The organism is Pseudomonas sp. NPDC089918 (genome assembly GCF_050280605.1).
GTDB lineage: Bacteria > Pseudomonadota > Gammaproteobacteria > Pseudomonadales > Pseudomonadaceae > Aquipseudomonas.
In genome coordinates this window covers 1-22,302 of the sequence record NZ_JBNNVP010000038.1, presented here as the reverse complement: position 1 = coordinate 22,302, position 22,302 = coordinate 1, and the positions used below count along the sequence as shown (strand labels likewise).

Sequence of the window (22,302 nt, the reverse complement as noted above, 5' to 3'; positions counted from 1 at the left end):
TTAGCGTTTTACGCTCAAAAAACCCACTTCATGCCACTTTCCGCCACTTGCGCACACTATAGGAATGCGCCCACCACACCGTCAAGGCGCGGATTAAAGGAAAAGCCTTACAGAACGGAGATTTAGGAGCGTAAAAGGAGGGTTAACGAGAATCTGACGGATGAATTCACTCAATAACTTGAATCAGCACAGAAGGCTGCGTTCAGAAGTTAAAGTAGTTTGTTAAGAGTAAGATTTTTTCGGTATTACAAAAGCGCTTCTGCTATTGATTCAGCAGGGAGGGAAATTGCCATTACACACATCGCTGCCAATGACTCGGCAGAGAGGAAAAAAAGGTGGAGAGTCGATCTGTAAGCCGGGTTCTGTCTTGAACAGTCATTCGTCTACGATGGCCATCACTGGACATCTTTAGCAACCTACCCGGTCCCAGCGCGGGCCACGCCTTGGGACCCTATTTGGTCTTGCTCCAAGTGGGGTTTACCTAGCCACGAACTGTTGCCAGACGTGCGGTGCGCTCTTACCGCACCTTTTCACCCTTACCGGCGCCGAAGCGCTTAGGCGGTTATTTTCTGTGGCACTTTCCGTAGGCTCACGCCTCCCAGGCATTACCTGGCACTTCGCCCTATGGAGCCCGGACTTTCCTCCCCCCCCTAATTTTCATAGAGGGCAGCGACTGTCCGATCGACTCTCCGCCGCGAAGATTAACGGCAGAGCGACCGAAGAACAAGCGCTAAAAGCCTCTGGCCGGCGCTGCACGTCGGTTTACTCGCCCTTCTGTTTATCCAGCGCGACCTGATAGAGCACATTCTTGCGTTCGCCGGTAATTTGCGCCGCCAATGCCGCCGCACGCTTGAGCGGCATCTCTTCGAGTAACAGATTGAGAATACGCATGGCTTCACTGCTGACAGCGTCTTCGGTCTCAGGGGCAGTCCAGCCCGCCACCAGCACTACACACTCGCCACGCTGCTGATTGCTGTCCGATTCGACGAACTCGCGCAACTCGGCCAGCGGCAAGCCTTTGAGGGTTTCGAAGGTCTTGGTCAGTTCCCGCGCCAGCAACGCCGGACGCTCGGCACCAAATACCAGCTCCATGTCTTGCAGGCACTCGAGGATGCGGTGCGGTGCTTCATAGAAAATCAGCGTGCGCGGCTCTTCTTTAACGAGCTCCAAACGAGCCCGTCGGCCGACAGCCTTGGCCGGCAAAAAACCTTCGAAGATGAAACGGTCGGACGGCAGGCCCGCGGCCGACAATGCCGCAATCAAGGCACACGCCCCCGGAACCGGCACCACATTGATCCCTGCGGCACGAGCCTGACGCACCAGGTGATAACCCGGATCGGAAATCAGCGGCGTCCCAGCGTCGGAAATCAACGCCACATCATCGCCCGCCAGCAGACGCATGATAAAGCGGTTACCCTCCTCACGCTCATTGTGTTCATGGCAGGCCGCCAGCGGTGTGGGGATACCGAAATGCTGCATCAATCGCTGGGAATGGCGAGTGTCTTCGGCCGCGATCAAGGCGACCTCACGCAGGATCTTCAGCGCACGCGCACTGATGTCGTCCAGGTTGCCGATGGGCGTCGCCACCACATAAAGCGAGCCAGCAGCGGAATTCAAAGCACCTGGAACAGTCAAAGCGCACACCTCATGATCGGTAAAAGGCGACATTGTAGCGCGTAGCGGCGCTTGCGATACGCCTCCCCCTCCGCGGTTTTTCCAGCCTTTTGTGCAGTGCTGCAACATTTGCATGAGCTAAATTGATCGATTCACGCCAGTAACATCGCGCCCCGGCCAGTGCTTGGGTACAATTCCACGCTAATTTGATCGAGTATCAGGAACACTACATGATCGCTTGCCTGCGGCTGTTCACTGCCCTCTGCCTCGCTGCCTTGCTGGCGGCTTGCGCCAGCTCGCCCTCTTCCAGCCTTGGCGAACTTCCACGGACCCCGGATGCCAGTATCGAGCAACTGCTCGAACAGGCCACTCGAAGCAAAGACCCGGAAAAAGCCGCTCTACTGCGCTTGAGCGCGGCAGACCTGGCTTATCGCCAGGGCAATGCCGGCCAGTCCGCGCAAATCCTGCAACAGGTGCCGGTGGAACAACTCAAGCCTGGCCAACAAGTCTTCGCCAACACCCTGGCGGCTGAACTGGCCATGACCCGCAATCAGCCCAAAGCGGCGCTGACTGCCCTGAGCCATCCGAGCCTGCAACGCCTGAGCGAACTGCCCGTCGAACAACAGGTTCGCACCGGCACCGTTCATGCCCGCGCCCTTGAGGCCGACGGCCAGACCCTGGCCGCCGCACGGGAGCGCATCTTTATTGCGCCGATGCTTGAAGGTGAAGCAGCCAGCAAAAACCACGAAGCGATCTGGACCCTGATCGCTTCGCTGCCGACCGATCAATTGCAGCCGACCACCGACGATGACCTCGGCGGCTGGATCCGTCTGGCGCTGGTGGTGAAAACGGCCGGCACCCTGGAACAGCAGCAAGCCGCGATCGACAACTGGCGCGAGCAGAATCCAAAACACCCGGCTGCCATCCAGCTGCCGCTACCACTGACCAAACTCAAGGAACTGGCCAGCCAGCCCCTGAGCAAGATTGCCCTGCTGCTGCCGCAAGACGGCCCGCTGGCTTCGGTCGGCAAAGCACTGCGTGAAGGCTTCATGGCTGCTCACTACCAGGCGCAACAAGCCGGGCAGAAGCCGCCAGCCATCGAGTTCTATGACAGCTCGCGCCTGACCTCCCTCGACGAGTTCTATCGCAAGGCCCAGGCCGATGGCGTGCAACTGGTAGTCGGTCCGCTGGAGAAGCCGCTGGTCAAACAGCTCAGCGCCCGCCCGCAACTGCCGATCACTACCCTGGCCCTGAACTACAGCGAAGGCGCACAAGGTCCGGCCCAACTGTTCCAGTTCGGTCTTGCCGCTGAAGACGAAGCCCGCGAAGTGTCTCGCCGTGCACGCGCCGATGGCCTGCATCGCGCCGCGATCATGGTGCCGAAAGGCGAATGGGGCGACCGCGTCTACAAGGCGTTCAGCCAGGATTGGCAAGCCAACGGTGGCAGCATTGTCGCTACCGAGCGCGTCGACCAGCCGGTACAACTGGCCCAGCAGATTGCCGACATGTTCCAGCTGCGCCAGAGCGAAGGCCGTGCCAAGAGCCTGCAAAGCACCGTTGGCTCGCAGGTTGCCGCACAACCTTCGCGTCGTCAGGACATCGAGTTCATCTTCCTGGCCGCGACGCCGCAACAGGCTCAACAGATCAAACCGACCCTGAACTTCCAGTACGCGGGTGATGTGCCGGTTTACGCCACCTCCCACGTATTCAGCGCCAGTGGCGATCAGAACCAGTACAACGACATGAACGGTATTCGCTTCTGCGAAACCCCATGGCTACTGGATGCCAATGACCCGCTGCGCAAACAGGTCACTGCACAATGGCCACAAGCCGGCGGCAGCCTGGGCCGTCTGTACGCGATGGGCGTTGACGCCTATCGCCTGGCACCGCGCCTGGGGCAACTCAAGGCCTTGCCGGATAGCCGCATCCAGGGTCAATCGGGCAGCCTGGGCATGACTCAGAGTCAACGGGTCGAGCGTCAGTTGCCATGGGCAGAATTCACTAACGGTCAGGTTCAACGCCTGCCGGACACCTCACGCTGATGCCCGACAGGTCACGCCAGCAAAGCGGTAAAGATGCCGAGCGTCATGCGCTCGAGCATCTTCAGCAACAAGGTCTGCGCCTGCTGGCGCAGAACTGGTTGTGTAAACGCGGCGAGCTTGATCTGGTCATGCTTGATGGCGATACAGTAGTATTCGTCGAAGTCCGCTATAGAAAAAACACCCAATGGGGTGGTGCGCTCGATAGCATCGATGGGCGCAAACGGCAGAAACTGATTTTTGCCGCGCAGTATTTTCTTCAGCGCGAGTCGCGTTGGGCCAATTCCCCCTGCCGCTTCGACGTGGTTGCCATCGACAGCAACCTTGATCAGTTGAACTGGTTGCAGAATGCCTTCGACAGCTGATCGCTTGCGTCCCGAACCGGACACCTTCACCCAACACTTTTGCTCTTTGCTTTGCGGGCTGCACATTCATGTGCCGAGTAGCCGCGCTAATTAAGGTCACACAGATGGACATGCAATCGCGAATTCGCCAGCTTTTTCAGGCCAGTATCGACACCAAGCAACAGGCGATGGACGTACTTGCACCGCACATCGAGCAAGCCAGCCAGGTCATGGTCAACGCCCTGCTTAACGAGGGCAAAATGCTGTCCTGCGGCAACGGCGGCTCCGCCGGTGACGCACAGCACTTCTCCTCCGAGCTGCTCAACCGCTTCGAACGCGAGCGCCCGAGCCTGCCCGCCATCGCGCTGACCACCGACAGCTCGACGATCACCTCGATCGCCAACGATTACAGCTACAACGAAATCTTCTCCAAACAGATCCGCGCCCTCGGTCAGCCGGGTGATGTTTTGCTGGCGATTTCCACCAGCGGCAACTCGGCAAACATAATTCAAGCGATCCAGGCCGCACATGATCGCGAAATGATTGTCGTAGCATTGACCGGTCGTGATGGCGGCGGCATGGCGTCACTGCTATTGCCTGAGGACGTCGAGATTCGCGTACCGGCCAACGTCACCGCACGTATTCAGGAAGTCCACCTGCTGGCGATCCATTGCCTTTGCGATCTGATCGACAGCCAACTGTTCGGGAGTGAAGAATGACCCCTAATCGCCTAGGCCTTCTGGCCTTGACCCTGTGCCTTGGCATCAGCGGCTGCACGTCGGTGGTTAACGCCAGCCGTGAAGCGCCGATCGATGATGACCGCGGCACCCGCACCTTCGGCAGCAAGATCGACGACTCCCTGATCGACACCAAGGTCGGCGTGAACATCGCCAAGGCTGATCCTGCCCTGGACAACGACTCGCACATCGTCGTCACCAGCTTCAACGGTGTCGTGCTGCTCGCCGGGCAAACGCCGCGCGCCGATCTCAAGGCCAAGGCCGAACAGGTTGCCGCCTCCGTTCAGCGCGTGAAGAGGGTGCACAACGAGCTGCAAGTACTGGCGCCCTCCTCGCTGCTGGCGCGCCAGAACGACACCTGGCTGACCACCAAGATCAAGACCCAGATGCTCACCGATGCCTCCATCCCGGGTTCGCGCATCAAGGTTGTGACCGAAAACGGCATCGTCTACTTGCTGGGTCTGCTGACCAAGCAGGAAGCGGCTCAGGCGACCAATTTGGTACAAGGCGTTTCCGGCGTGCAGAAGATCGTGAAGTTGTTTGAGTACATCGACTGATACCTGCTTACCGGCGATGGCATCCTTGAGATCGCCATCGCCCTTCGGCAGCTTCTACGCGTTTGAAGTGGTGAAGTAATAAAAAAGGCGATCCATTCGGATCGCCTTTTTTATTACTTCACCACCTTCAAACTCGGTCGACCGCTGGGACGCGGCGGCTCACTGTCGGGTGGCGGAACATCATCATCCGGCTCGATCTCTTCCTCGTCTTCCAGAGGCGATTCCATATCGAACACCATGCCCTGACCGTTCTCCCGGGCGTAAATGCCCAGGATCGATGCGATAGGCACGTACAGGGTATGCGGCACGCCACCGAAGCGCCCCTCGAAACTGACTGCCTCGTTGTCCATATGCAGATGACGCACGGCTGCCGGGGAAACGTTCAGGACAATCTGTCCGTCACTGGCAAAACCCTGAGGCACCTGCACCGATGGATACTCGGAATTGACCAGCATGTGCGGGGTGCAATCGTTGTCCACAATCCACTCGTAGAGCGCGCGGACCAGATAAGGTCGACTGGAGTTCATAGCGGCTCCTTAAGCCTTAGCGCATATCGCGTTCGACACCAGACAGACTCGCCTGGAAAGCCTCACGCGCAAACGAGCGCTCCATATAATCAAGCAGCGGCTTGGCAGGCCGCGGCAGTTCAATACCCAGAATCGGCAATCGCCAGAGTATTGGCAATAGGCAGCAATCCACCAGACTTTGTTCCTCACTGAGGAAAAACGGCTTGTCGGCAAACAACGGCGACACGCCTGTCAGGCTTTCGCGCAGCTCTTTACGAGCCACGACACGGGCTGCTTCCTTGGTCCGCGAATCCAGAATCAGATCCACCAGGCCACACCAGTCACGCTGAATACGATGAATCAGCAGACGACTGTTGGCACGCGCCACGGGATAAACCGGCAGTAGCGGCGGGTGCGGGTAACGCTCATCCAGATACTCCATCACCACGGTCGACTCCCACAACGCCAGGTCACGATCGACCAGGGTGGGCAGGCTTCCGTAAGGGTTCACCTCAATCAGTTTAGGCGGCTGGCGACCAGCTTCCACGTAAATGATCTCGGCGCTGACACCCTTCTCTGCAAGTACGATGCGCACTCGGTGGGAATAGTGGTCGGCGGGGTCGGAGTAACAGGCCAACCGATTGGTCACGCCCATGGCGGTCCTCCTCGCTTGTTGAAATTATCGGAAACGGAAAAACACGCGCGCCCAGAGGGCGCCTCCCGTAACGCCTGGATCACCAGACTCGTTACACCTTCAGAGACGCCCCTGGGCGCGCGCGATTAACAGCAATGGCTTACAGCTTTATCAATGGACGTCTTTCCAGTATTCACGCTTGAGCAAGTAAGCGAATACGAAGAAGAACGCCAGGTACAGCAACACATAGGTACCGATGCGCTGATGCTGCAGCTTCACCGGGTTGGCCGAGTAGGCCAGGAAGGTCACCAGATTCTTGACCTTCTCGTCGAACTGCTCTTCGTTCAGCGTGCCGGTTTTCGGCAATACAGTCAGTTGATCGCAGGCTTCATGGGTCAAAGCGGTGCCAGTCAGCGGATCGTATTGCTTCTTGCCGTCTTCGACGACTTGAACTTGTTTACAGCCTACCACCTGACGACCCTGCAGGCCGACCAGAACGTTAGGCATGCCGACGTTCGGGAACACTTTGTTGTTCACGCCCCATGGACGTGACGGGTCTTCATAGAACGAACGCAGATAGCCGTAGAGCCAGTCGGTGCCACGAACACGAGCCACCAGCGTCAGGTCGGGCGGCGCCGCACCGAACCAGGTCTTGGCGTCAGCCGGCTGCATGCCGATGTTCATGTGATCGCCAATCTTGGCGCCGGTGAACACCAGCTTCTCAAGCATCAACTCGTGAGGAATGCCCAGGTCATCGGCGACACGCTCGTAGCGCTGGAACTTCGCGCTGTGGCAGCCCATGCAATAGTTGGCGAACGTACGTGCGCCGTCCTGCATGGCAGCCTTGTCGGAAACGTCGATGTCGACTTTTTCCAGTTCGGGACCACCGTGTTCGGCCGCAAAGGACAGTACAGGCATCGCCGCAAGAATCAGTACAGCAAATAGCTTTTTCATCAGCCAGTCACCCTTTCCGGAACCGGTTTGGTCTTCTCGAGCCTGGTGTAGAACGGCATCAGAATGAAGTAGGCGAAGTACAGGAAGGTACATACCTGCGACAGCAACGTACGGCCTGGCGTTGGCGCCAGAACACCCAACACACCCAGGATCACGAACGAGATGCAGAACACCCAAAGCCAGATCTTGCTCAGCCAGCCTTTGTAACGCATCGACTTGACCGGGCTGCGATCCAGCCATGGCAGGACGAACAGCACAGCGATGGCCGCGCCCATGGCGATTACGCCCAGGAGTTTGTCCGGAACCGCCCGCAGAATCGCGTAGAACGGTGTGAAGTACCAGACCGGAGCGATGTGCTCAGGGGTCTTGAAGGCGTTCGCCACTTCAAAGTTCGGCTTCTCGAGGAAGTAGCCGCCCATTTCAGGGAAGAAGAACACGATCGAGCAGAAGATGAACAGGAACACCACCACTCCGACGATATCTTTCACGGTGTAGTACGGGTGGAAGGCAATGCCGTCCAGCGGTATACCGTTTTCGTCTTTGTGCTTCTTGATGTCGACGCCATCCGGATTGTTCGAACCGACTTCGTGCAGCGCCAGAATATGCACCACCACCAGACCGAGAATCACGATCGGCAGGGCAACCACATGCAAGGCGAAGAAGCGGTTCAGGGTAATACCGGAAATCAGGTAGTCACCACGAATCCACTGGGTCAGGTCGTTACCAATGACCGGGATCGCGCCGAACAGCGAGATGATCACCTGGGCACCCCAGTAGGACATCTGGCCCCACGGCAGCAGATAACCCATGAAGGCCTCAGCCATCAACGCCAGGTAGATCAGCATGCCGAACACCCACACCAGCTCACGCGGCTTCTGGTACGAACCGTAAAGCAGGCCACGGAACATGTGCAGATAGACCACGATGAAGAACGCCGAAGCGCCAGTGGAGTGCAGCAGACGCAGGATCGAGCCGTACTCGACGTCGCGCATGATGTATTCGACGGAAGCAAACGCTTCTTCCGCCGACGGGGTGTAACTCATGGTCAGCCAGACACCGGTAACGATCTGGTTGACCAGAACGAGCAGTGCCAGGGAGCCAAAGAAATAGAAGAAGTTGAAGTTCTTCGGGGCGTAGTACTTGCTGAGATGGTCTTCCCACATTTTGGTCGCGGGGAAGCGCGCATCAACCCAATCCATGAACTTGCTCATCACGCTTTCTCCGTATCGACGCCAATGACAATGATGTCATCGGTCTCATAGGAATGCGGGGGAACTGGCAGGTTCAAAGGCGCAGGTTGCGACTTGTAGACGCGGCCAGCCAAATCGTAGTGAGAACCGTGGCAAGGACAGAAATACCCCCCTACCCAATCCTTGCCCAGGTCTGCAGGTGCCACTTCTGGACGGAAAGTCGGCGAGCAACCCAGATGCGTGCAGATACCGATCAGCAGCAGAACTTCTGGCTTGATCGAACGCGTCTCCGGGTCGACATAGGTCGGTTGCGTCGAGTTCTTGGAGGTCGGGTCAGACAGCTGGCCCTCGATCTTTTTCAGATTCCCCAGGATTTCCTCGGTACGGCGGACAATGAACACCGGCTGGCCGCGCCACTCAGCAATCATTTGCTGACCTGGCTCGATTTTGCTGACATTCACTTTCACCGGTGCACCTGCGGCTTTCGCCTTGGCACTGGGAAACCATGACCCCACGAACGGGACCGCAGCCCCCACCGCTCCTGCAGCACCCACCACGGATGTGGCTGCTACCAAGAAGCGACGCCGGCCTGCATTCACGCCGTCATTGCTCATTCAGTCCTCTCCCATCAGCTTTGTGGCCTGTTAAATCAGGCGTCTACTAAGTAAAAATCTGAACTTATAAAAATTTTGCCGAATGGTAATGAAAAGCCCCAATTCTGACAAGGTAATTACCGAGGGGCTTCATTGCCAAGCCTTGCAGTATAGGGCCTCTGCGGATGTGGCAAGTTGTCACAGCGCAATTCCTTGATAAATCGCGCCCATAAAAAAACGCCCAGCTTCGCGAGGAAACTGGGCGTTCTTTTTGAACGCGAAAGCGAATTAACGCTTCGAGTACTGCGGACGCTTACGCGCTTTACGCAGACCAACTTTCTTACGTTCAACTTCACGAGCATCGCGAGTAACGAAGCCAGCTTTGCGCAGAGCGCCACGCAGGGTTTCGTCGTACTGCATCAGTGCGCGAGTGATACCGTGGCGGATTGCGCCAGCTTGACCACTTACACCACCGCCGATCACGGTGACGTAGATGTCGAACTTCTCGACAGTCTCAGTCAATTCCAGCGGCTGACGAACTACCATGCGGGCAGTTTCGCGGCCGAAGAAATTATCCAGCGAACGGTTGTTGATGGAGATGTTACCAGTACCCGGACGCAGGAAAACGCGTGCGGTTGCGGTCTTGCGACGGCCAGTGCCGTAATTTTGAGTCGCCGACATAATGAACTATTCCGTTAAAACTTCAGTTCTTGGGGCTGCTGAGCAGTATGAGGGTGTACAGCGCCCGCATAGACTTTCAGCTTACGATACATGTCGCGACCCAGCGGGTTCTTAGGCAGCATGCCTTTGACCGCGGTCTCGATCACGCGCTCAGGGGCTTTAGCGATCAGCTTTTCGAAGTTGATCGACTTGATGCCGCCCGGGAAACCGGAGTGGGAGTAGTAGATTTTGTCGGTGGTTTTAGCACCGGTTACACGAATCTGCTCGGCGTTGATAACGACGATGTAATCGCCGGTGTCAACGTGAGGAGTGTACTCAGCTTTATGCTTGCCACGCAGACGGCTCGCGATTTCGGTGGCCAGACGACCCAGGGTCTGACCTGCAGCGTCGACGACAAACCAGTCGCGCTGTACTGTTTCCGGTTTAGCAGTAAAAGTTTTCATTCTTTATAGCCTCAGGGGCCGCCCTGTAAATTAGACGGCGGATCTTACTGAATAGTGCGTACTTTGACAAGTCAAAGGCAGCCGGATACAGACGCTTTCGGGGGCTCGGGTCGGCGCGTCCGTTCAACGGCAAGATTCTTCGGCGGCGGCGCATCACTTCCACTGCAGAAAGAGGTGCGCAATTATGCAGATTGCGAAAAATATTTCAACCTGCTTTTATGATTGTTTTGCCCAAGGAGCACCCGATGGACTATCGCCAGCTAGGCCGAACCAATCTGAACGTGAGTGCAATCTGCCTCGGCACCATGACCTGGGGCGAGCAAAACAGCGAGGCTGAAGCCTTCGCCCAGATCGAACGAGCCAAGAGCGCGGGCATCAATTTCATCGACACCGCCGAAATGTACCCGGTGCCACCCAAGGCCGAAACCTACGCCACCACCGAGCGCTACATCGGCAATTACTTCAAAAGTCGCGGCGATCGCGCCGACTGGATCCTGGCGAGCAAGATCGCCGGCCCCGGCAACACCATCGACTACATCCGCGACAAAAACCTCAAGCACAACCGCGAGAACATCGTCCAGGCCGTGGATGCAAGCCTCAAGCGCTTGCAGACCGACTACATCGATCTCTATCAGCTGCACTGGCCTGAACGCAGTACCAATTTCTTCGGACAACTGGGCTACAAGCACACGAGCGAAGTCAACCTCACCCCGCTGGAAGACACCCTCGAAGCACTGGACGAACAGGTCAAGGCCGGCAAGATCCGCCACATCGGCCTGTCCAACGAAACGCCGTGGGGCACCATGCGTTTCCTCGCCCTCGCCGAAGCCCGTGGCTGGCCGCGCGCCGTATCGATCCAGAACCCCTACAACCTGCTTAATCGCAGCTTCGAAGTCGGCCTGGCGGAAATCGCCATCCGCGAACAGTGCGGCCTGCTCGCCTACTCGCCGCTGGCGTTCGGTTTCCTGTCGGGCAAGTACGAAGGTGGCGCGCGTCCGCCCAAAGGTCGCCTGAGCCTCTACAGCCGCTTCAGCCGCTACTTCAATCCTCAGTCAGAGGCAGCGTGCAGCCGTTATGTGGCATTGGCTCGTGAACACGGTCTGGATCCGGCGCAGATGGCACTGGCCTTCGTCACACAGCAACCGTTCGTCACCAGCAACATCATTGGCGCCACCACGCTTGAGCAACTGGACAGCAACATTGCCAGCTTCGAGCTGAAACTTTCCGACGAAGTGTTGGCAGGGATCGAGGCGATTCACCAGGACCATCCGAATCCTGCTCCTTGATTGATTCATAGGCCCAATCGCGGGCAAGCCACGCTCCCACAGGAATCACAAACCTGTGGGAGCGTGGCTTGCCCGCGATGGCGTCCGCCCAGGCAACGCCAATCAAAGCGACCGCGCAATAATCTCCTTCATGATCTCATTGGTCCCGGCATAGATCCGCTGCACCCGCGCATCCGCCCACGCCCGGGCGATCGGGTATTCCCACATGAACCCGTAACCGCCATGCAACTGCACGCACTCATCGAGCACCTTGCATTGCAGGTCGGTGCCCCAGTACTTGGCCATCGCCGCTGTCGGCACGTCGAGCTTGCCTTGCAAGTGCAGCTCCAGGCAGCGATCGACGAAAACCCGGCCGATCTGGATTTCGGTCGCCATTTCAGCGAGTTTGAAGCGGGTGTTCTGGAAGTCGGCGATGGCCTTGCCGAAAGCCTTGCGCTCACGGGTGTAATCCAGCGTCCATTGCAACGCCGCTTCAGCTGACGCCAAGCCACCTACCGCGACCGTCAGACGCTCCTGCGGCAGTTCCTGCATCAAGTAAGCGAAGCCCATCCCGGCCTGGCCCAGCAGGTTTTCTTTCGGTACCCGGACGTCCTGGAAGAATAGCTCCGAGGTGTCCTGAGCCTTCATCCCGACCTTTTCCAGACGCTTGCCCTTGGCGAAGCCGGGCGTATTGGCCTCTACCAGAAACAGACTGGTGCCCTTCGCTCCTGCCTTTGGATCGGTCTTGGCCACGACGATCACCAAATCAGCCAGAAAGCCATTGGTGATGAAGGTCTTCGAACCGTTGATCACGTATTCGTCGCCATCCAGCACAGCGGTGGTTTTCACCCCTTGCAGGTCGGAACCGGCACCCGGCTCGGTCATGGCAATCGCGGTGACCATCTCGCCAGACACCAGTTTTGGCAGGTATTTGTGTTTCAGCGCTTCACTGCCGTAATGCAGGATGTAAGGCGCCACAATGTCCGAATGAAGTGAAAAACCGATGCCGGTCAGCCCCAGGCGGCCGACCTCCTCGATCACCACCGCGCTGTAGAGAAAGTCTGCCCCCAGCCCGCCGTATTCTTCCGGCAGATGCGAACAGAGCATCCCCGCCTCCCCCGCCTTGTTCCAGAGTTGGCGGTCGATATAGCCTTGTTTTTCCCATTGCCCATGGAACGGCACGGCCTCTTTTTCGAGGAACGTTCGCACGCTGTCGCGAAAAAGTTCGTGCTCGGAACTGAACAAGGTTCTGGGGATCATGCGGCACCTGTGGTTATTGTTAGCCGGAATTGACCTTTAGAGACTAAGCCTCGTATCCGATACAGGACACTGGACACATCCGACAAAAAATAAGACGATCCAGCCGTCTGGTGACCACTTTCCCCTATAAGAATAAAGTTGAATTATGTCTAACCACGTCTCCACGCCCTTGCGGCGCGTCAGCATCCTGGCTATCGACCGGGTTTTCGCTTCCACCCTCATGCAAGCCAAGGATTTCTTCCATCTGGCCAGCCTGCGCTATGGCAAACAACTGGGCCACGGCCTGACACCGGCGTTTGAAACCCGCCTGGTCAGCCCCGACGGCAAACCGGTGAACAGCTTCAGCGACGTGATCATGCCGGTGGACGGCGGCCTGGAGAATGCCGACGTCATCATCCTTCCCGCCTTCTGGGACGATTTCGACACCCTCTGCAAACGTTATCCACAGGTCCTGCCATGGCTGCGTCAGCAGCATGCACGCGGCGCCGTGTTGTGTGGCGAAGCTACCGGTGTGTTCTGGCTGGCCGAGGCCGGGCTGCTCGACGGCAAGGAAGCGACGACCTACTGGCGTTTCTTCAATGCCTTTGCCGAACGCTTCCCGCAGGTCCAGCTCAATCAGGACAAACACCTGACCGACGCCGACAACCTGTATTGCGCCGGCGGCACCACCTCGGCCTGCGATCTCTACATTTACTTGATCGAGCGTTTTTGCGGCGCCAATGTGGCCCAGGCCGTGGCCCGCGACATTCTCTACGAAGTGCAGCGCAGCTATGCGCCAGGACGAATCGGTTTTGGCGGTCAGAAGCTGCACCAGGATGTGATCATCCTGCAGATCCAGCACTGGCTCGAAGAACACTTCGCCGACAAGTTTCGCTTCGAAGACGTGGCCCGCGAACACGGCATGAGCATCCGCAACTTCATGCGCCGCTTCCAGACCGCTACCGGCGACAAACCGCTGCATTACCTGCAACGACTGCGCATCGAGACGGCCAAGGGCTTGTTGTCCGGCAGCCGCAAGAGCATCAAGACCATCAGTTATGAGGTCGGTTACGATGACGCGAGTTTCTTTGCGCGACTGTTCCGCCAGCACACGGAGTTGTCGCCGAACCAGTATCGACAGCAGTTTCAGCAGGCGGCGTAATACTCAAATCCAACACACATCCCATGTGGGAGCGAGCCTGCTCGCGATAGCGGTATCACATTAAACATTGATGTGACTGACACACCGCAATCGCGAGCAGGCTCGCTCCCACAGGGATCTTGGTGTGCCAGAGAGTTTCTACAGCGCACAAAAAAGGGCCTGCATATGCAGGCCCTTTTTATGTTTTCGAATTGTCTACGGCTTATGCGCCCGAGACAGGAATTCGTGAGACTGCATTTCCAGCAGACGACTCAGGGTGCGCTGGAACTCGAAGTTCAGGCGACCGCCGGTGTAGAGGTCTTTGAGCTCGACTTCGGCAGAAATGATCAGCTTCACGTTGCGGTCGTAGAACTCGTCGACCATGTTGATGAAGCGTCGCGCGATGTCGTCGGTGGTGACGCTCATCTGCTCGACATCGCTGAGCAACACGGCGTGGAAGATTTTCCCCAGTTCGATGTAATCGTTCTGGCTGCGTGGGCCGTCGCAGAGCTCGCGGAAGTCGAACCAGGCCACGTCATCGCAAGTGCGCACGGCACGGATTTCACGGTTCTCGATCACCAGCACGTCGTTCTCGATGGCTGCCGTGCATTCCGGCGTCAGAGCCCGGAAGCTCTTGCGCAGGCTTTCCTGGGCAGCGTCATCCAGCGGAAAGTGGAACAGTTCCGCTTGCTCGAGGTGACGCAGACGGTAATCGACGCCACTGTCGACGTTGACGATCTCGGTGTTCTGCTTGATCAGCGCAATGGCCGGCAGGAAACGCGCACGCTGCAGGCCGTCCTTGTACAGGCCGTCCGGCACGATGTTCGAGGTCGCGACCAGGGTCACGCCGTTCTTGAACAACTCTTCCATCAACGTGCCAAGGATCATTGCGTCGGTGATATCGGAGACGAAAAACTCATCGAAACAGATCACTCGCGACTCGTCGGAGAAACGCTTGGCGATGATGGTCAGCGGGTTTTTCTCGCCGCCCAGGGTCTTCATCTCTTCATGCACGCGCTTCATGAAGCGGTGGAAGTGAGTGCGGGTCTTTTCCTTGAACGGCAGCGCTTCGAAGAAAGTGTCGACCAGGTAAGTCTTGCCGCGACCAACGCCGCCCCAGAAGTACAGGCCCTTGACCGGCACCTGGTCTTTCTTGCCAAACAGTTTGCCGAGCAGGCCCGGTTTGTTCTGCGAGGCCGCGACCAGATCGTCATACAGGCGCTGCAAATGGCGCACGGCAGTTTCCTGCGCGGCGTCATGGAAGAATTCCGGGCGTTTCAGATCAGCTTGATATCGTTCTAGGGGCGTCATAATTCGTTAGCAAGGCAACAAAAACGGGCCGTCACTGTAGCGACGGCCCGTGGGAATGGCAATCGGCCCTTGGTCGGACCGAGCCGTTGATTATTCCTGAACCGGTGTCAGGGCAACGCGCAAAGCACCGATGGCAGCATCGCGAGCAGCGCTGTCGGCGAAGGCCGGACTGTCGGCAACACACTCGCCTTCCAGCCAGACGCTGAAGCTCAGTTCTTCACTGCGCACGTCCAAGGCTTGACCGGATTGCAGTTGCTTGGTCACCTGCCCTGCGGTTTTACCGTCAGCGAAGTTGCGCGACAGCAACAGTTGCTCGCCATCGGCCGCCAGCAGACGGAAGCGGAAACTGCCGTCGTCTTCACGGAAGCTGACGAAGCGCGCGGCTTTTGCAGCTTTCTTCTTGGTGGTCGCTACGACTTGGGTCTGAGCGACGAAAGAACGCAGGCCGACCGCCTCACGCAGTTCGTGAAGGAACGGCGTCGCAACCGAGCGCGCCTTTTTAGCGCCGATCTGCAGCATGTCTTCCAGATCCGCCGGGCGTTCGATCAACTGGTGATAACGCTCGCGGGATTCGCCCAACTCGCTGTCGAGCAACTGGAACAGACGATTCTTCGCCTCGCCCCAACCCAGGCCCTGGAGCAATTCGCTGCGGAATTCGTCGGATTGTGCCGGCGTAGCGAAAGCCTGGAACAAGGTGAACAGGTGCGAATTGTCCGGATCCTTGGCTTCGCCCGGGGCACGGGAGTCGGTGACAATCCGCGAAATCGCGTCTTTCATCTCTTTGGCGCTGCTGAACAACGGAATGGTGTTGTCGTAGCTCTTCGACATTTTGCGACCGTCGAGGCCCGGCAAGGTGGCGACACTTTCCTCGATCAGCGCTTCAGGCATGGTGAAGAACTCTTTGCCTTGGCCGAACAAGTGATTGAAGCGCTGGCCGATGTCCCGGGCCATTTCCACATGCTGGATCTGGTCACGGCCGACCGGCACCTTGTGGGCGTTGAACATCAGAATGTCCGCAGCCATCAACACCGGGTAGCTGTACAAACCCATGGTGATGCCCGCGTCCGGGTCTTCGCCGGTCTCGACGTTCTTGTCCACCGAGGCCTTGTAGGCATGGGCGCGGTTGAGCAGGCCCTTGGCGGCCACGCAAGTCAGCAGCCAGGTCAGTTCAGGGATTTCCGGGATGTCGGACTGGCGATAGAACGTCACGCGGTCCACGTCCAGCCCACCGGCCAGCCAGGTCGCGGCGATTTCCAGACGCGAGCGCTGGATGCGCAGCGGGTCATCGCATTTGATCAGGGCGTGGTAGTCGGCCAGGAAGTAGAACGAATCGGCATTGCTGTCACGGCTGGCGATGATCGCCGGACGGATGGCGCCGGCGTAGTTGCCCAGGTGCGGCGTGCCAGTGGTGGTGATGCCGGTGAGGATACGGGTACGAGTCGTCATGGGTAATCGCTTGTCAGACTGCAATCAATTCGAAAGACGCGGCAGGATCAGATCCTTGAGATCGGTCAGCTTGCCATGAAAAAAGTGTCCGCATTCTGCCACTTTCAGCAGCTCATGGGGGCGATCGAGTGCGTCGGACCAGTCGTAAACGAGCTGCGGATCGATGACTTCGTCGGTTTCCGGCTGGATCAGGGTCAACGTACCTTGTTGCGGCAGTTGATCCTGATCGCCCAAGCGCATGACGGCGGGCGCCACCATGAACAAATGCTTGAGTTGCTCGCCCTTGGCTTCCAGACGTCCGCCGAGACTTGCTGCAACAAATCCGCCGAAGGAGAAACCGAACAGGGTCAGGGGCAAGTCAGGATGTTTGGCCCGCAGCCATTCGGCCACCGCCTGGGCATCGTCGACTTCGCCAGTGCCCATGTCGTGCGAACCTTCACTGGCGCCGACGCCACGGTAATTGAACCGCAAGGTAATAAAACCGGCGTCGCGCGCGGTGCGCTGCAAGGTCGAGACGACTTTGTTGAGCATGGTGCCGCCCTGCACCGGGTTCGGGTGGCAGATCAGCGCCAGGCCGCGGGGTTGCTCGTTATCCGACCCCTCGTTATTTAAGTACAGGGCTTCCAGTTGGCCGACCGGGCCATCAATCACTTCAGGGGTTTCGCGCATAAGCAAGGAAGGAACTCCGTGACCTCGAATCGGGTCGATTCGTCTAGCCAATTGTCTGTGCCAATTCTATTGCGAGTGAATCGCGGTATACAGCGCAGGTTCGAGCCGTTAACGTAAAGCAAAGCCGTTTATAGAGGAAGGACTCGTGGAACACTCGCTCTTAGTTTGGTTGTTGCCGACTCTTGCCCTGGTTGTGGGTGTCGCCATTGGATTCCTGATCGCTCGCCTGGTGCCGAATGCCGCGCCTAGCAGCACGCAACGTCAGCTGGATGACATTCAGGAACGTTTTGACAGTTATCAGAACGAAGTGGTCACCCACTTCAACAGCACTGCAAACCTGGTCAAGAAACTGACTGCGAGCTATCAGGAAGTGCAGGATCATCTCGCCGAGGGTGCCAACCGTCTGGCCCTGGACGAGCAGACTCGCCAACGCTTGCTGGCTGCCTTGCACGCCGACGCGGCGCAGGCTCCACGGGAACGCCTGACGCCACCGCGCGATCAGGAACCGCCTCGCGACTACGCCCCCAAAGCCCCAAACGCGCCGGGCATGCTTGATGAGCATTACGGCCTGAAGAAGTAATCAGGTTTCGCGCGACACAAAAAGCCCTCGGACAAGCGATTGTTCGAGGGCTTTTTTGTTTCTGTTGTCTCGTTTTGCGTTGCCTGTCAAAAACAAAAAACCGCCCGATCTGTAGAGGATCGAGCGGTTTTTTTGTACGCCTGGGATTCAGTCAGGCTGTTACTGATATTGCTGAACAGGTTGACCCTGCTGCTGATATTCCTGACCAGGAATCGCCTTCAGGTTGACCTCGACGCGACGGTTCTGAGCCCGGCCATTCACATCACCATTGCTGGCAATCGGGTTATCCGGCCCGGCACCGCGTGCTGTCAGGTTGGCGCCGCTGACACCCTGGGAGGTCAGGTAAGTCGCCACACTCTGGGCACGACGCTGGGACAAGTCCATGTTGTGCTGACGGCTGCCGGTGCTGTCGGTGTAGCCGACGATCTCGATCTGGTTCTGGTTGAACTCCTTGAGCGAGCCCGCCAGATTGTTCAGCGGCTGGTAGAAGCCCGACGCGATATTCGCCGAATCAGTGGCGAATGTGATGTTGCCCGGCATGATCAGCTTGATCTGATCGCCTTGGCGCTGCACTTCAACCCCAGTGTTGGCCATGCTGGCCCGCAATTTTTTCTCCTGCTGGTCAGCGTAGTAACCGTAACCGGCGGCAGAAGCCCCCACCACGGCGGCGCCAATCAGCGCGCCCTTGCCACGGTTATCGTGACTGATGGCAGCACCGGCCAGTGCACCGGCCAAGGCGCCGAGGCCACCGTATTTGGCGGTTTTGCTCATGCCCGTGGTGCCGCCATCAGCCTGACCCTGGCTGTCATAAGGGTTCTGCGATGCGCAACCGGACAACAAAGCCACAGCAGTAGCGACAATAATCAAACGACGCGAGGTGAACATGGAGAGCTCCTACTTTTTTTGCATTCTGTGGTGCAGCGGACTTAAGCAATGAACCTTTGCGGGCGTTGGATCATGGCCAACGCCAAAAATTCCGTCGTGCCTTTCACAACTGCATCTTCAGGCTCGTACAAAGGGGTTACCGCGCATTTCATCGCCCAGACACGTGTCCGGACCATGACCGGTCACTACCGTCGCCTCTTCGTCGAGGGTATACAACCGTTGCTTGATCGAACGCACGAGAGTCGCCTGATCGCCTCCCCATAAATCCGTGCGCCCTACCCCGCGCTTGAACAGCGTATCGCCGGCTATCAGCAGCTTAGCCTCTGAAAACCAAAAGCTCATGGAACCTGGTGTATGACCCGGCGTGTGCAACGCCACGCCACACCCGCAAGCCAACTCTTCGTCGTCGGCCAACCAGCGATCTGGCGATGGCACGGGGGTGTAAGGCACGCCGAACATCTGGCACTGCATTTCCAGGTTGTCCCAGAGGAATTGATCTTCTTTATGCAGATGCAGCGTCGCGCCGGTTTTCTCCTTCAACTGACCGGAGGCCAGGAAGTGATCCAGGTGCGCGTGGGTATGAATGATGCTGACCACTTTCAGGCCCAAGGCGTCGAGACGCGCCAGGATCAGTTCGTGATTGCCGCCCGGGTCGACGACGATGGCTTTTTTGGTGATCGGGTCGCCGATGATTGTGCAGTTGCACTGGAGGGGGCCGACGGGGAAGGTTTCGCGGATGAGCACTGGGTTCGGAGCGTTCATGGGAGGCCCTGATAAGTCAATTTCGAACAGGATACCAGCGCGCATTCCTCAAGACTCACTGGCGCACGCCGATACAGATTTGCCGGCCAGTTTTTTGACGCCATCAATAAAAAAAATAGTGGCTATGTAATATCAATTGACGCTGACTCTGGTGCAAAATCGCTTCCTTGTAGCGACCACATACAGGACGGTCGCATCCCTCTCAGGATATTTAGAATGTCGTCTCCTCTTGGTTACGTTTTAACAAAGCCATCTGTTCTGACCGGTAACCAACAAATCGACAGTCTGATATACGGCACCTCTTGGCTGAGTCCTGACTTCGGCACAGACATCTTCGCGACACGGCTGACCTATAGTTTCATCAACAGCCAATCGTATTTCGCTACCAAGTACAGCGCCGAAAATGAATACCTGAACAGCTTCGTCCTGACTTCGGCCCAACAAAACGCCGTGACCGGTGCGCTTGGCGCCTGGAGCGCTGTGGCCAACGTCAAGTTCACTCTGGTCAGTGACAACATCAACACCGTGGGTGACTTGCGATTCGGCGGCTATTGGGACATGGACGACGACGCTGCTGCCTGGGCCTACTTCCCAGACCGGACACCGCTGGCCGGGGATGTCTGGATCAGCCCGGATACGAACAACCCTACCCCCGTCAAAGGCACCTATGACTTCATGACGTTCGTGCATGAAATCGGTCACGCCCTGGGCCTCAAGCATCCATTTGAGTCGAGCCAATCCAACAGTACGCTGATCTCGCCTCTGCTCGATGATACGCATTACACGATCATGAGCTACAACAATGCGTATTCCTACCAGCCGACGACGCCGATGCTGCTGGATATTCTCGCTATCCAGAAGATTTACGGCGCCAACATGCTTTGGCAAACCGGTAACAACGTCTATAGCTGGGCACCCGACCAATCAGTGTTCGAAACCATCTGGGATGCCGGCGGAAACGATACGATCGATGCCAGCAACCAGCAGGCGGCCGTCAGACTGAACCTGAATGAGGGTGAGTTCAGTAACATCGGCAAGGCATTCGTCGACATTGCGAACCTGGAACTGATCAATGACGGGCTGGCGATCGCCTTTGGCACCAAAATCGAAAATGCCACCGGTTCGGCCTTTGACGATGAGCTGATCGGCAATGCGCTGGGTAACGTTCTCGATGGTGGTGCCGGCCAAGACGTCATGATTGGCGGTGCAGGCAACGACGTTTATGTTGTGGATAACGCTGATGACGTGGTGGTGGAAACCAGCACCTCGCTGAGCGAAATCGACACGGTTATGTCGTCCATCAGCTACACCTTGGGCAGCAGTAGCAATCTGGAGAACCTGACTCTCACCGGTAGCGATAATCTGGACGGTACCGGTAATGCGCTGAGCAACCGCCTCGTCGGCAACGCTGGCAATAACACGTTGGACGGCAGCCTCGGCGCCGACGTGATGATTGGCGGTTCCGGCAATGACACCTACATCGTCGACAACCTCAAGGACGTGGTCACCGAAACCAGCACCTTGGCGAGCGAAATCGACACCGTGCGTTCCTCGGTCAGCTGGACCCTCGGCGCCAACCTGGAAAACCTCACCCTCACCGGCAACGATAACCTCACCGGTATCGGCAACGCCCTGAATAACGTGCTGACCGGCAACAGCGGCAACAACATCCTCAACGGCGGGGCTGGCCTGGACACGCTGAGCGGCGGCGCCGGCAACGACACTTACGTCCTCGACCAGGCCGGCGAACTGGCGCTACTGCAGGATGACGTTGATCAAGGCAGCGACCTGCTGTACATCAACTACGCATCAACCTTGGCCACCAACACTGTCGATCTCAGTCAAAGCAACCTGCAAAACGTCGAGGATGTCATCGTCACCGGGCTCGGTGAATTCACCGTGATCGGCAACGACCTGAACAACATCTTGATTGGCAACAACTACGACAACACCCTGCTGGGCGGGGCCGGCAACGACTGGCTGGATGGCTGGGCCGGGGCTGACAAGCTCAGTGGCGGCAGCGGAGATGACACCTATGTCATCTACAACTATGGTGTACAAGTCACTGAACTGGCTGACGAAGGCCACGACCTGATCCAGACGGCAATAAGTTACTACTTAGAAGACAACGTCGAAGACGGCGTGCTGCTCGGATCTGCAGCGCTGAGCCTCACAGGTAATAAACTCGACAACAGCCTCACCGGCAACGCTGCCGCCAACATCCTCGACGGCCGGGGTGGGGCCGACGCCCTGGACGGCGGCGCCGGCAACGACACCTACTACGTCGACAACCTCGGCGACACGGTGATCGAACGCGGCACCTCGCAGAGCGAAATCGACACGGTCATGTCGTCCATCAGCTACACCCTGGGCAGCAACCTCGAGAACCTGACCCTTACCTACTTACACGACCTGAATGCTACCGGTAATGCCCTGAATAACCGCCTCGTCGGTAACTTCGGCGACAACACCCTGGACGGAGGCCTTGGCGCCGACGTCATGATCGACGACCGCGGCAGCGACACCTACATCGTCGACAACCTCAAGGATGTGGTCATTGAGACCGGCTTCTCGCTGTGGGATACCGACACCGTGCGCTCCTCGGTCAGCTGGACCTTGGGCGCCAACCTGGAAAACCTCACCCTCACCGGCAGCGACAACCTCACTGGCGTCGGCAACACCCTGAACAACGTGCTGACTGGCAACAGCGGC

The 22,302-nt window shown here is 57.8% G+C and carries 22 protein-coding genes and 1 other RNA gene; 8 read left to right on the top strand and 15 right to left on the bottom strand.

Translation table 11 applies throughout. From position 1 onward, the window contains the following. Positions 1 to 335: 335 nt before the first annotated feature. Together rnpB and rsmI are read right to left on the bottom strand one after the other, a co-directional pair. An RNA gene (gene rnpB, locus ACQKPC_RS23195) (RNase P RNA component class A) lies at positions 336 to 689 on the bottom strand. A gap of 73 nt (positions 690 to 762) precedes the next feature. Beyond that, complete coding sequence (rsmI, locus tag ACQKPC_RS23190; protein WP_427626566.1) at positions 763 to 1,668, bottom strand: 16S rRNA (cytidine(1402)-2'-O)-methyltransferase; 906 nt, start codon at positions 1,666 to 1,668, stop codon at positions 763 to 765. 176 nt (positions 1,669 to 1,844) lie between these two features. Between rsmI and ACQKPC_RS23185 the strand changes: the two genes are divergently transcribed. The 4 genes from ACQKPC_RS23185 (at position 1,845) to ACQKPC_RS23170 (ending at position 5,291) form a co-directional block, all read left to right on the top strand. After that, positions 1,845 to 3,656 (top strand): penicillin-binding protein activator, encoded by a 1,812-nt coding sequence (locus ACQKPC_RS23185; RefSeq protein ID WP_427626564.1) that lies wholly within the window; start codon positions 1,845 to 1,847, stop codon positions 3,654 to 3,656. Then, positions 3,656 to 4,018 carry a YraN family protein gene (locus ACQKPC_RS23180; RefSeq protein ID WP_007904371.1) on the top strand — a complete coding sequence of 121 codons (363 nt, stop codon included), beginning with the start codon at positions 3,656 to 3,658 and terminating at the stop codon, positions 4,016 to 4,018. Before ACQKPC_RS23185 ends, ACQKPC_RS23180 begins: the two co-directional genes overlap by 1 nt. A 104-nt stretch (positions 4,019 to 4,122) precedes the next feature. Further along, positions 4,123 to 4,716, top strand: coding sequence for a phosphoheptose isomerase (locus ACQKPC_RS23175; protein ID WP_007904374.1), 594 nt, complete (start codon positions 4,123 to 4,125; stop codon positions 4,714 to 4,716). Further along, on the top strand, positions 4,713 to 5,291 hold the full coding sequence (locus ACQKPC_RS23170; protein WP_427626562.1) for a BON domain-containing protein: 579 nt from the start codon (positions 4,713 to 4,715) through the stop codon (positions 5,289 to 5,291). Before ACQKPC_RS23175 ends, ACQKPC_RS23170 begins: the two co-directional genes overlap by 4 nt. Before the next feature lie 113 nt (positions 5,292 to 5,404). On the opposite strand, the gene ACQKPC_RS23165 is transcribed toward ACQKPC_RS23170, so the two are convergent. The 7 genes from ACQKPC_RS23165 to rplM all read right to left on the bottom strand — a co-directional run bounded on the left by ACQKPC_RS23165 (position 5,405) and on the right by rplM (position 10,292). Beyond that, a complete protein-coding gene (locus ACQKPC_RS23165; RefSeq protein WP_008004998.1) occupies positions 5,405 to 5,818 on the bottom strand; it encodes a ClpXP protease specificity-enhancing factor in 414 nt (137 codons plus the stop codon). Positions 5,819 to 5,834: 16 nt separating this feature from the next. After that, a complete protein-coding gene (locus ACQKPC_RS23160; protein ID WP_007905304.1) occupies positions 5,835 to 6,452 on the bottom strand; it encodes a glutathione S-transferase N-terminal domain-containing protein in 618 nt (205 codons plus the stop codon). 150 nt (positions 6,453 to 6,602) lie between these two features. Beyond that, positions 6,603 to 7,385 carry a cytochrome c1 gene (locus tag ACQKPC_RS23155; RefSeq protein ID WP_008072119.1) on the bottom strand — a complete coding sequence of 261 codons (783 nt, stop codon included), beginning with the start codon at positions 7,383 to 7,385 and terminating at the stop codon, positions 6,603 to 6,605. Beyond that, entirely contained in the window at positions 7,385 to 8,596 is a 1,212-nt protein-coding gene (locus ACQKPC_RS23150; protein ID WP_008072120.1) for a cytochrome b, read from the bottom strand. Before ACQKPC_RS23150 ends, ACQKPC_RS23155 begins: the two co-directional genes overlap by 1 nt. After that, complete coding sequence (petA, locus tag ACQKPC_RS23145; RefSeq protein WP_007905300.1) at positions 8,596 to 9,189, bottom strand: ubiquinol-cytochrome c reductase iron-sulfur subunit; 594 nt, start codon at positions 9,187 to 9,189, stop codon at positions 8,596 to 8,598. The genes ACQKPC_RS23150 and petA overlap by 1 nt, the downstream gene beginning before the upstream one ends. A gap of 267 nt (positions 9,190 to 9,456) precedes the next feature. Beyond that, the gene (gene rpsI / locus ACQKPC_RS23140) at positions 9,457 to 9,849 is read right to left on the bottom strand and encodes a 30S ribosomal protein S9 (RefSeq protein WP_002555064.1); all 393 of its coding nucleotides are present in this window, start codon (positions 9,847 to 9,849) and stop codon (positions 9,457 to 9,459) included. A 14-nt stretch (positions 9,850 to 9,863) separates the two neighbouring features. After that, positions 9,864 to 10,292, bottom strand: coding sequence for a 50S ribosomal protein L13 (rplM, locus tag ACQKPC_RS23135; RefSeq protein WP_007905295.1), 429 nt, complete (start codon positions 10,290 to 10,292; stop codon positions 9,864 to 9,866). 245 nt (positions 10,293 to 10,537) lie between these two features. Between rplM and ACQKPC_RS23130 the strand changes: the two genes are divergently transcribed. After that, on the top strand, positions 10,538 to 11,578 hold the full coding sequence (locus tag ACQKPC_RS23130; RefSeq protein WP_008072121.1) for an NADP(H)-dependent aldo-keto reductase: 1,041 nt from the start codon (positions 10,538 to 10,540) through the stop codon (positions 11,576 to 11,578). Between the two features lie 102 nt (positions 11,579 to 11,680). Here the strand turns inward: ACQKPC_RS23130 and ACQKPC_RS23125 are convergent, their stop codons facing one another. Beyond that, positions 11,681 to 12,817, bottom strand: coding sequence for an acyl-CoA dehydrogenase family protein (locus ACQKPC_RS23125; RefSeq protein WP_008004989.1), 1,137 nt, complete (start codon positions 12,815 to 12,817; stop codon positions 11,681 to 11,683). Between the two features lie 244 nt (positions 12,818 to 13,061). Here ACQKPC_RS23125 and ACQKPC_RS23120 point away from each other — a divergent pair, with 244 nt between their 5' ends. Further along, on the top strand, positions 13,062 to 13,958 hold the full coding sequence (locus tag ACQKPC_RS23120) for a GlxA family transcriptional regulator (protein WP_173667540.1): 897 nt from the start codon (positions 13,062 to 13,064) through the stop codon (positions 13,956 to 13,958). A gap of 195 nt (positions 13,959 to 14,153) precedes the next feature. Here the strand turns inward: ACQKPC_RS23120 and zapE are convergent, their stop codons facing one another. The 3 genes from zapE to ACQKPC_RS23105 all read right to left on the bottom strand — a co-directional run bounded on the left by zapE (position 14,154) and on the right by ACQKPC_RS23105 (position 17,363). Next, positions 14,154 to 15,248: a cell division protein ZapE gene (gene zapE / locus ACQKPC_RS23115; RefSeq protein ID WP_192345497.1), complete on the bottom strand. Its 1,095-nt coding sequence runs from the start codon at positions 15,246 to 15,248 to the stop codon at positions 14,154 to 14,156. A 90-nt stretch (positions 15,249 to 15,338) separates the two neighbouring features. After that, a complete protein-coding gene (locus ACQKPC_RS23110; protein WP_427626556.1) occupies positions 15,339 to 16,694 on the bottom strand; it encodes a tryptophan--tRNA ligase in 1,356 nt (451 codons plus the stop codon). 24 nt (positions 16,695 to 16,718) lie between these two features. Next, on the bottom strand, positions 16,719 to 17,363 hold the full coding sequence (locus ACQKPC_RS23105) for an alpha/beta hydrolase (RefSeq protein WP_427626612.1): 645 nt from the start codon (positions 17,361 to 17,363) through the stop codon (positions 16,719 to 16,721). Between the two features lie 145 nt (positions 17,364 to 17,508). Between ACQKPC_RS23105 and ACQKPC_RS23100 the strand changes: the two genes are divergently transcribed. Further along, positions 17,509 to 17,943, top strand: a complete 435-nt coding sequence (locus ACQKPC_RS23100; protein WP_007905278.1) for a YhcB family protein — start codon at positions 17,509 to 17,511, stop codon at positions 17,941 to 17,943. Between the two features lie 159 nt (positions 17,944 to 18,102). Here ACQKPC_RS23100 and ACQKPC_RS23095 read toward each other — a convergent pair whose 3' ends face one another. Both ACQKPC_RS23095 and ACQKPC_RS23090 read right to left on the bottom strand, forming a co-directional pair. Then, the gene (locus ACQKPC_RS23095; RefSeq protein WP_427626554.1) at positions 18,103 to 18,828 is read right to left on the bottom strand and encodes an OmpA family protein; all 726 of its coding nucleotides are present in this window, start codon (positions 18,826 to 18,828) and stop codon (positions 18,103 to 18,105) included. Positions 18,829 to 18,945: 117 nt separating this feature from the next. Then, the gene (locus ACQKPC_RS23090) at positions 18,946 to 19,590 is read right to left on the bottom strand and encodes an MBL fold metallo-hydrolase (protein WP_427626552.1); all 645 of its coding nucleotides are present in this window, start codon (positions 19,588 to 19,590) and stop codon (positions 18,946 to 18,948) included. A gap of 216 nt (positions 19,591 to 19,806) precedes the next feature. Between ACQKPC_RS23090 and ACQKPC_RS23085 the strand changes: the two genes are divergently transcribed. Further along, positions 19,807 to 22,302 (top strand): M10 family metallopeptidase C-terminal domain-containing protein (locus ACQKPC_RS23085; RefSeq protein ID WP_427626550.1); only part of this gene is annotated, 2,496 nt, incomplete at its 3' end.

Excerpts from the sequence above, each read along its gene's own strand:
- rsmI (WP_427626566.1), bottom strand. The coding sequence starts at position 1,668 with ATGTCGCCTTTTACCGATCATGAGGTGTGCGCTTTGACTGTTCCAGGT.
- ACQKPC_RS23185 (WP_427626564.1), top strand. The coding sequence starts at position 1,845 with ATGATCGCTTGCCTGCGGCTGTTCACTGCCCTCTGCCTCGCTGCCTTG.
- ACQKPC_RS23180 (WP_007904371.1), top strand. The coding sequence starts at position 3,656 with ATGCCCGACAGGTCACGCCAGCAAAGCGGTAAAGATGCCGAGCGTCAT.
- ACQKPC_RS23175 (WP_007904374.1), top strand. The coding sequence starts at position 4,123 with ATGGACATGCAATCGCGAATTCGCCAGCTTTTTCAGGCCAGTATCGAC.
- ACQKPC_RS23170 (WP_427626562.1), top strand. The coding sequence starts at position 4,713 with ATGACCCCTAATCGCCTAGGCCTTCTGGCCTTGACCCTGTGCCTTGGC.
- ACQKPC_RS23165 (WP_008004998.1), bottom strand. The coding sequence starts at position 5,818 with ATGAACTCCAGTCGACCTTATCTGGTCCGCGCGCTCTACGAGTGGATT.
- ACQKPC_RS23160 (WP_007905304.1), bottom strand. The coding sequence starts at position 6,452 with ATGGGCGTGACCAATCGGTTGGCCTGTTACTCCGACCCCGCCGACCAC.
- ACQKPC_RS23155 (WP_008072119.1), bottom strand. The coding sequence starts at position 7,385 with ATGAAAAAGCTATTTGCTGTACTGATTCTTGCGGCGATGCCTGTACTG.
- ACQKPC_RS23150 (WP_008072120.1), bottom strand. The coding sequence starts at position 8,596 with ATGAGCAAGTTCATGGATTGGGTTGATGCGCGCTTCCCCGCGACCAAA.
- petA (WP_007905300.1), bottom strand. The coding sequence starts at position 9,189 with ATGAGCAATGACGGCGTGAATGCAGGCCGGCGTCGCTTCTTGGTAGCA.
- rpsI (WP_002555064.1), bottom strand. The coding sequence starts at position 9,849 with ATGTCGGCGACTCAAAATTACGGCACTGGCCGTCGCAAGACCGCAACC.
- rplM (WP_007905295.1), bottom strand. The coding sequence starts at position 10,292 with ATGAAAACTTTTACTGCTAAACCGGAAACAGTACAGCGCGACTGGTTT.
- ACQKPC_RS23130 (WP_008072121.1), top strand. The coding sequence starts at position 10,538 with ATGGACTATCGCCAGCTAGGCCGAACCAATCTGAACGTGAGTGCAATC.
- ACQKPC_RS23125 (WP_008004989.1), bottom strand. The coding sequence starts at position 12,817 with ATGATCCCCAGAACCTTGTTCAGTTCCGAGCACGAACTTTTTCGCGAC.
- zapE (WP_192345497.1), bottom strand. The coding sequence starts at position 15,248 with ATGACGCCCCTAGAACGATATCAAGCTGATCTGAAACGCCCGGAATTC.
- ACQKPC_RS23110 (WP_427626556.1), bottom strand. The coding sequence starts at position 16,694 with ATGACGACTCGTACCCGTATCCTCACCGGCATCACCACCACTGGCACG.
- ACQKPC_RS23105 (WP_427626612.1), bottom strand. The coding sequence starts at position 17,363 with ATGCGCGAAACCCCTGAAGTGATTGATGGCCCGGTCGGCCAACTGGAA.
- ACQKPC_RS23095 (WP_427626554.1), bottom strand. The coding sequence starts at position 18,828 with ATGTTCACCTCGCGTCGTTTGATTATTGTCGCTACTGCTGTGGCTTTG.
- ACQKPC_RS23090 (WP_427626552.1), bottom strand. The coding sequence starts at position 19,590 with ATGAACGCTCCGAACCCAGTGCTCATCCGCGAAACCTTCCCCGTCGGC.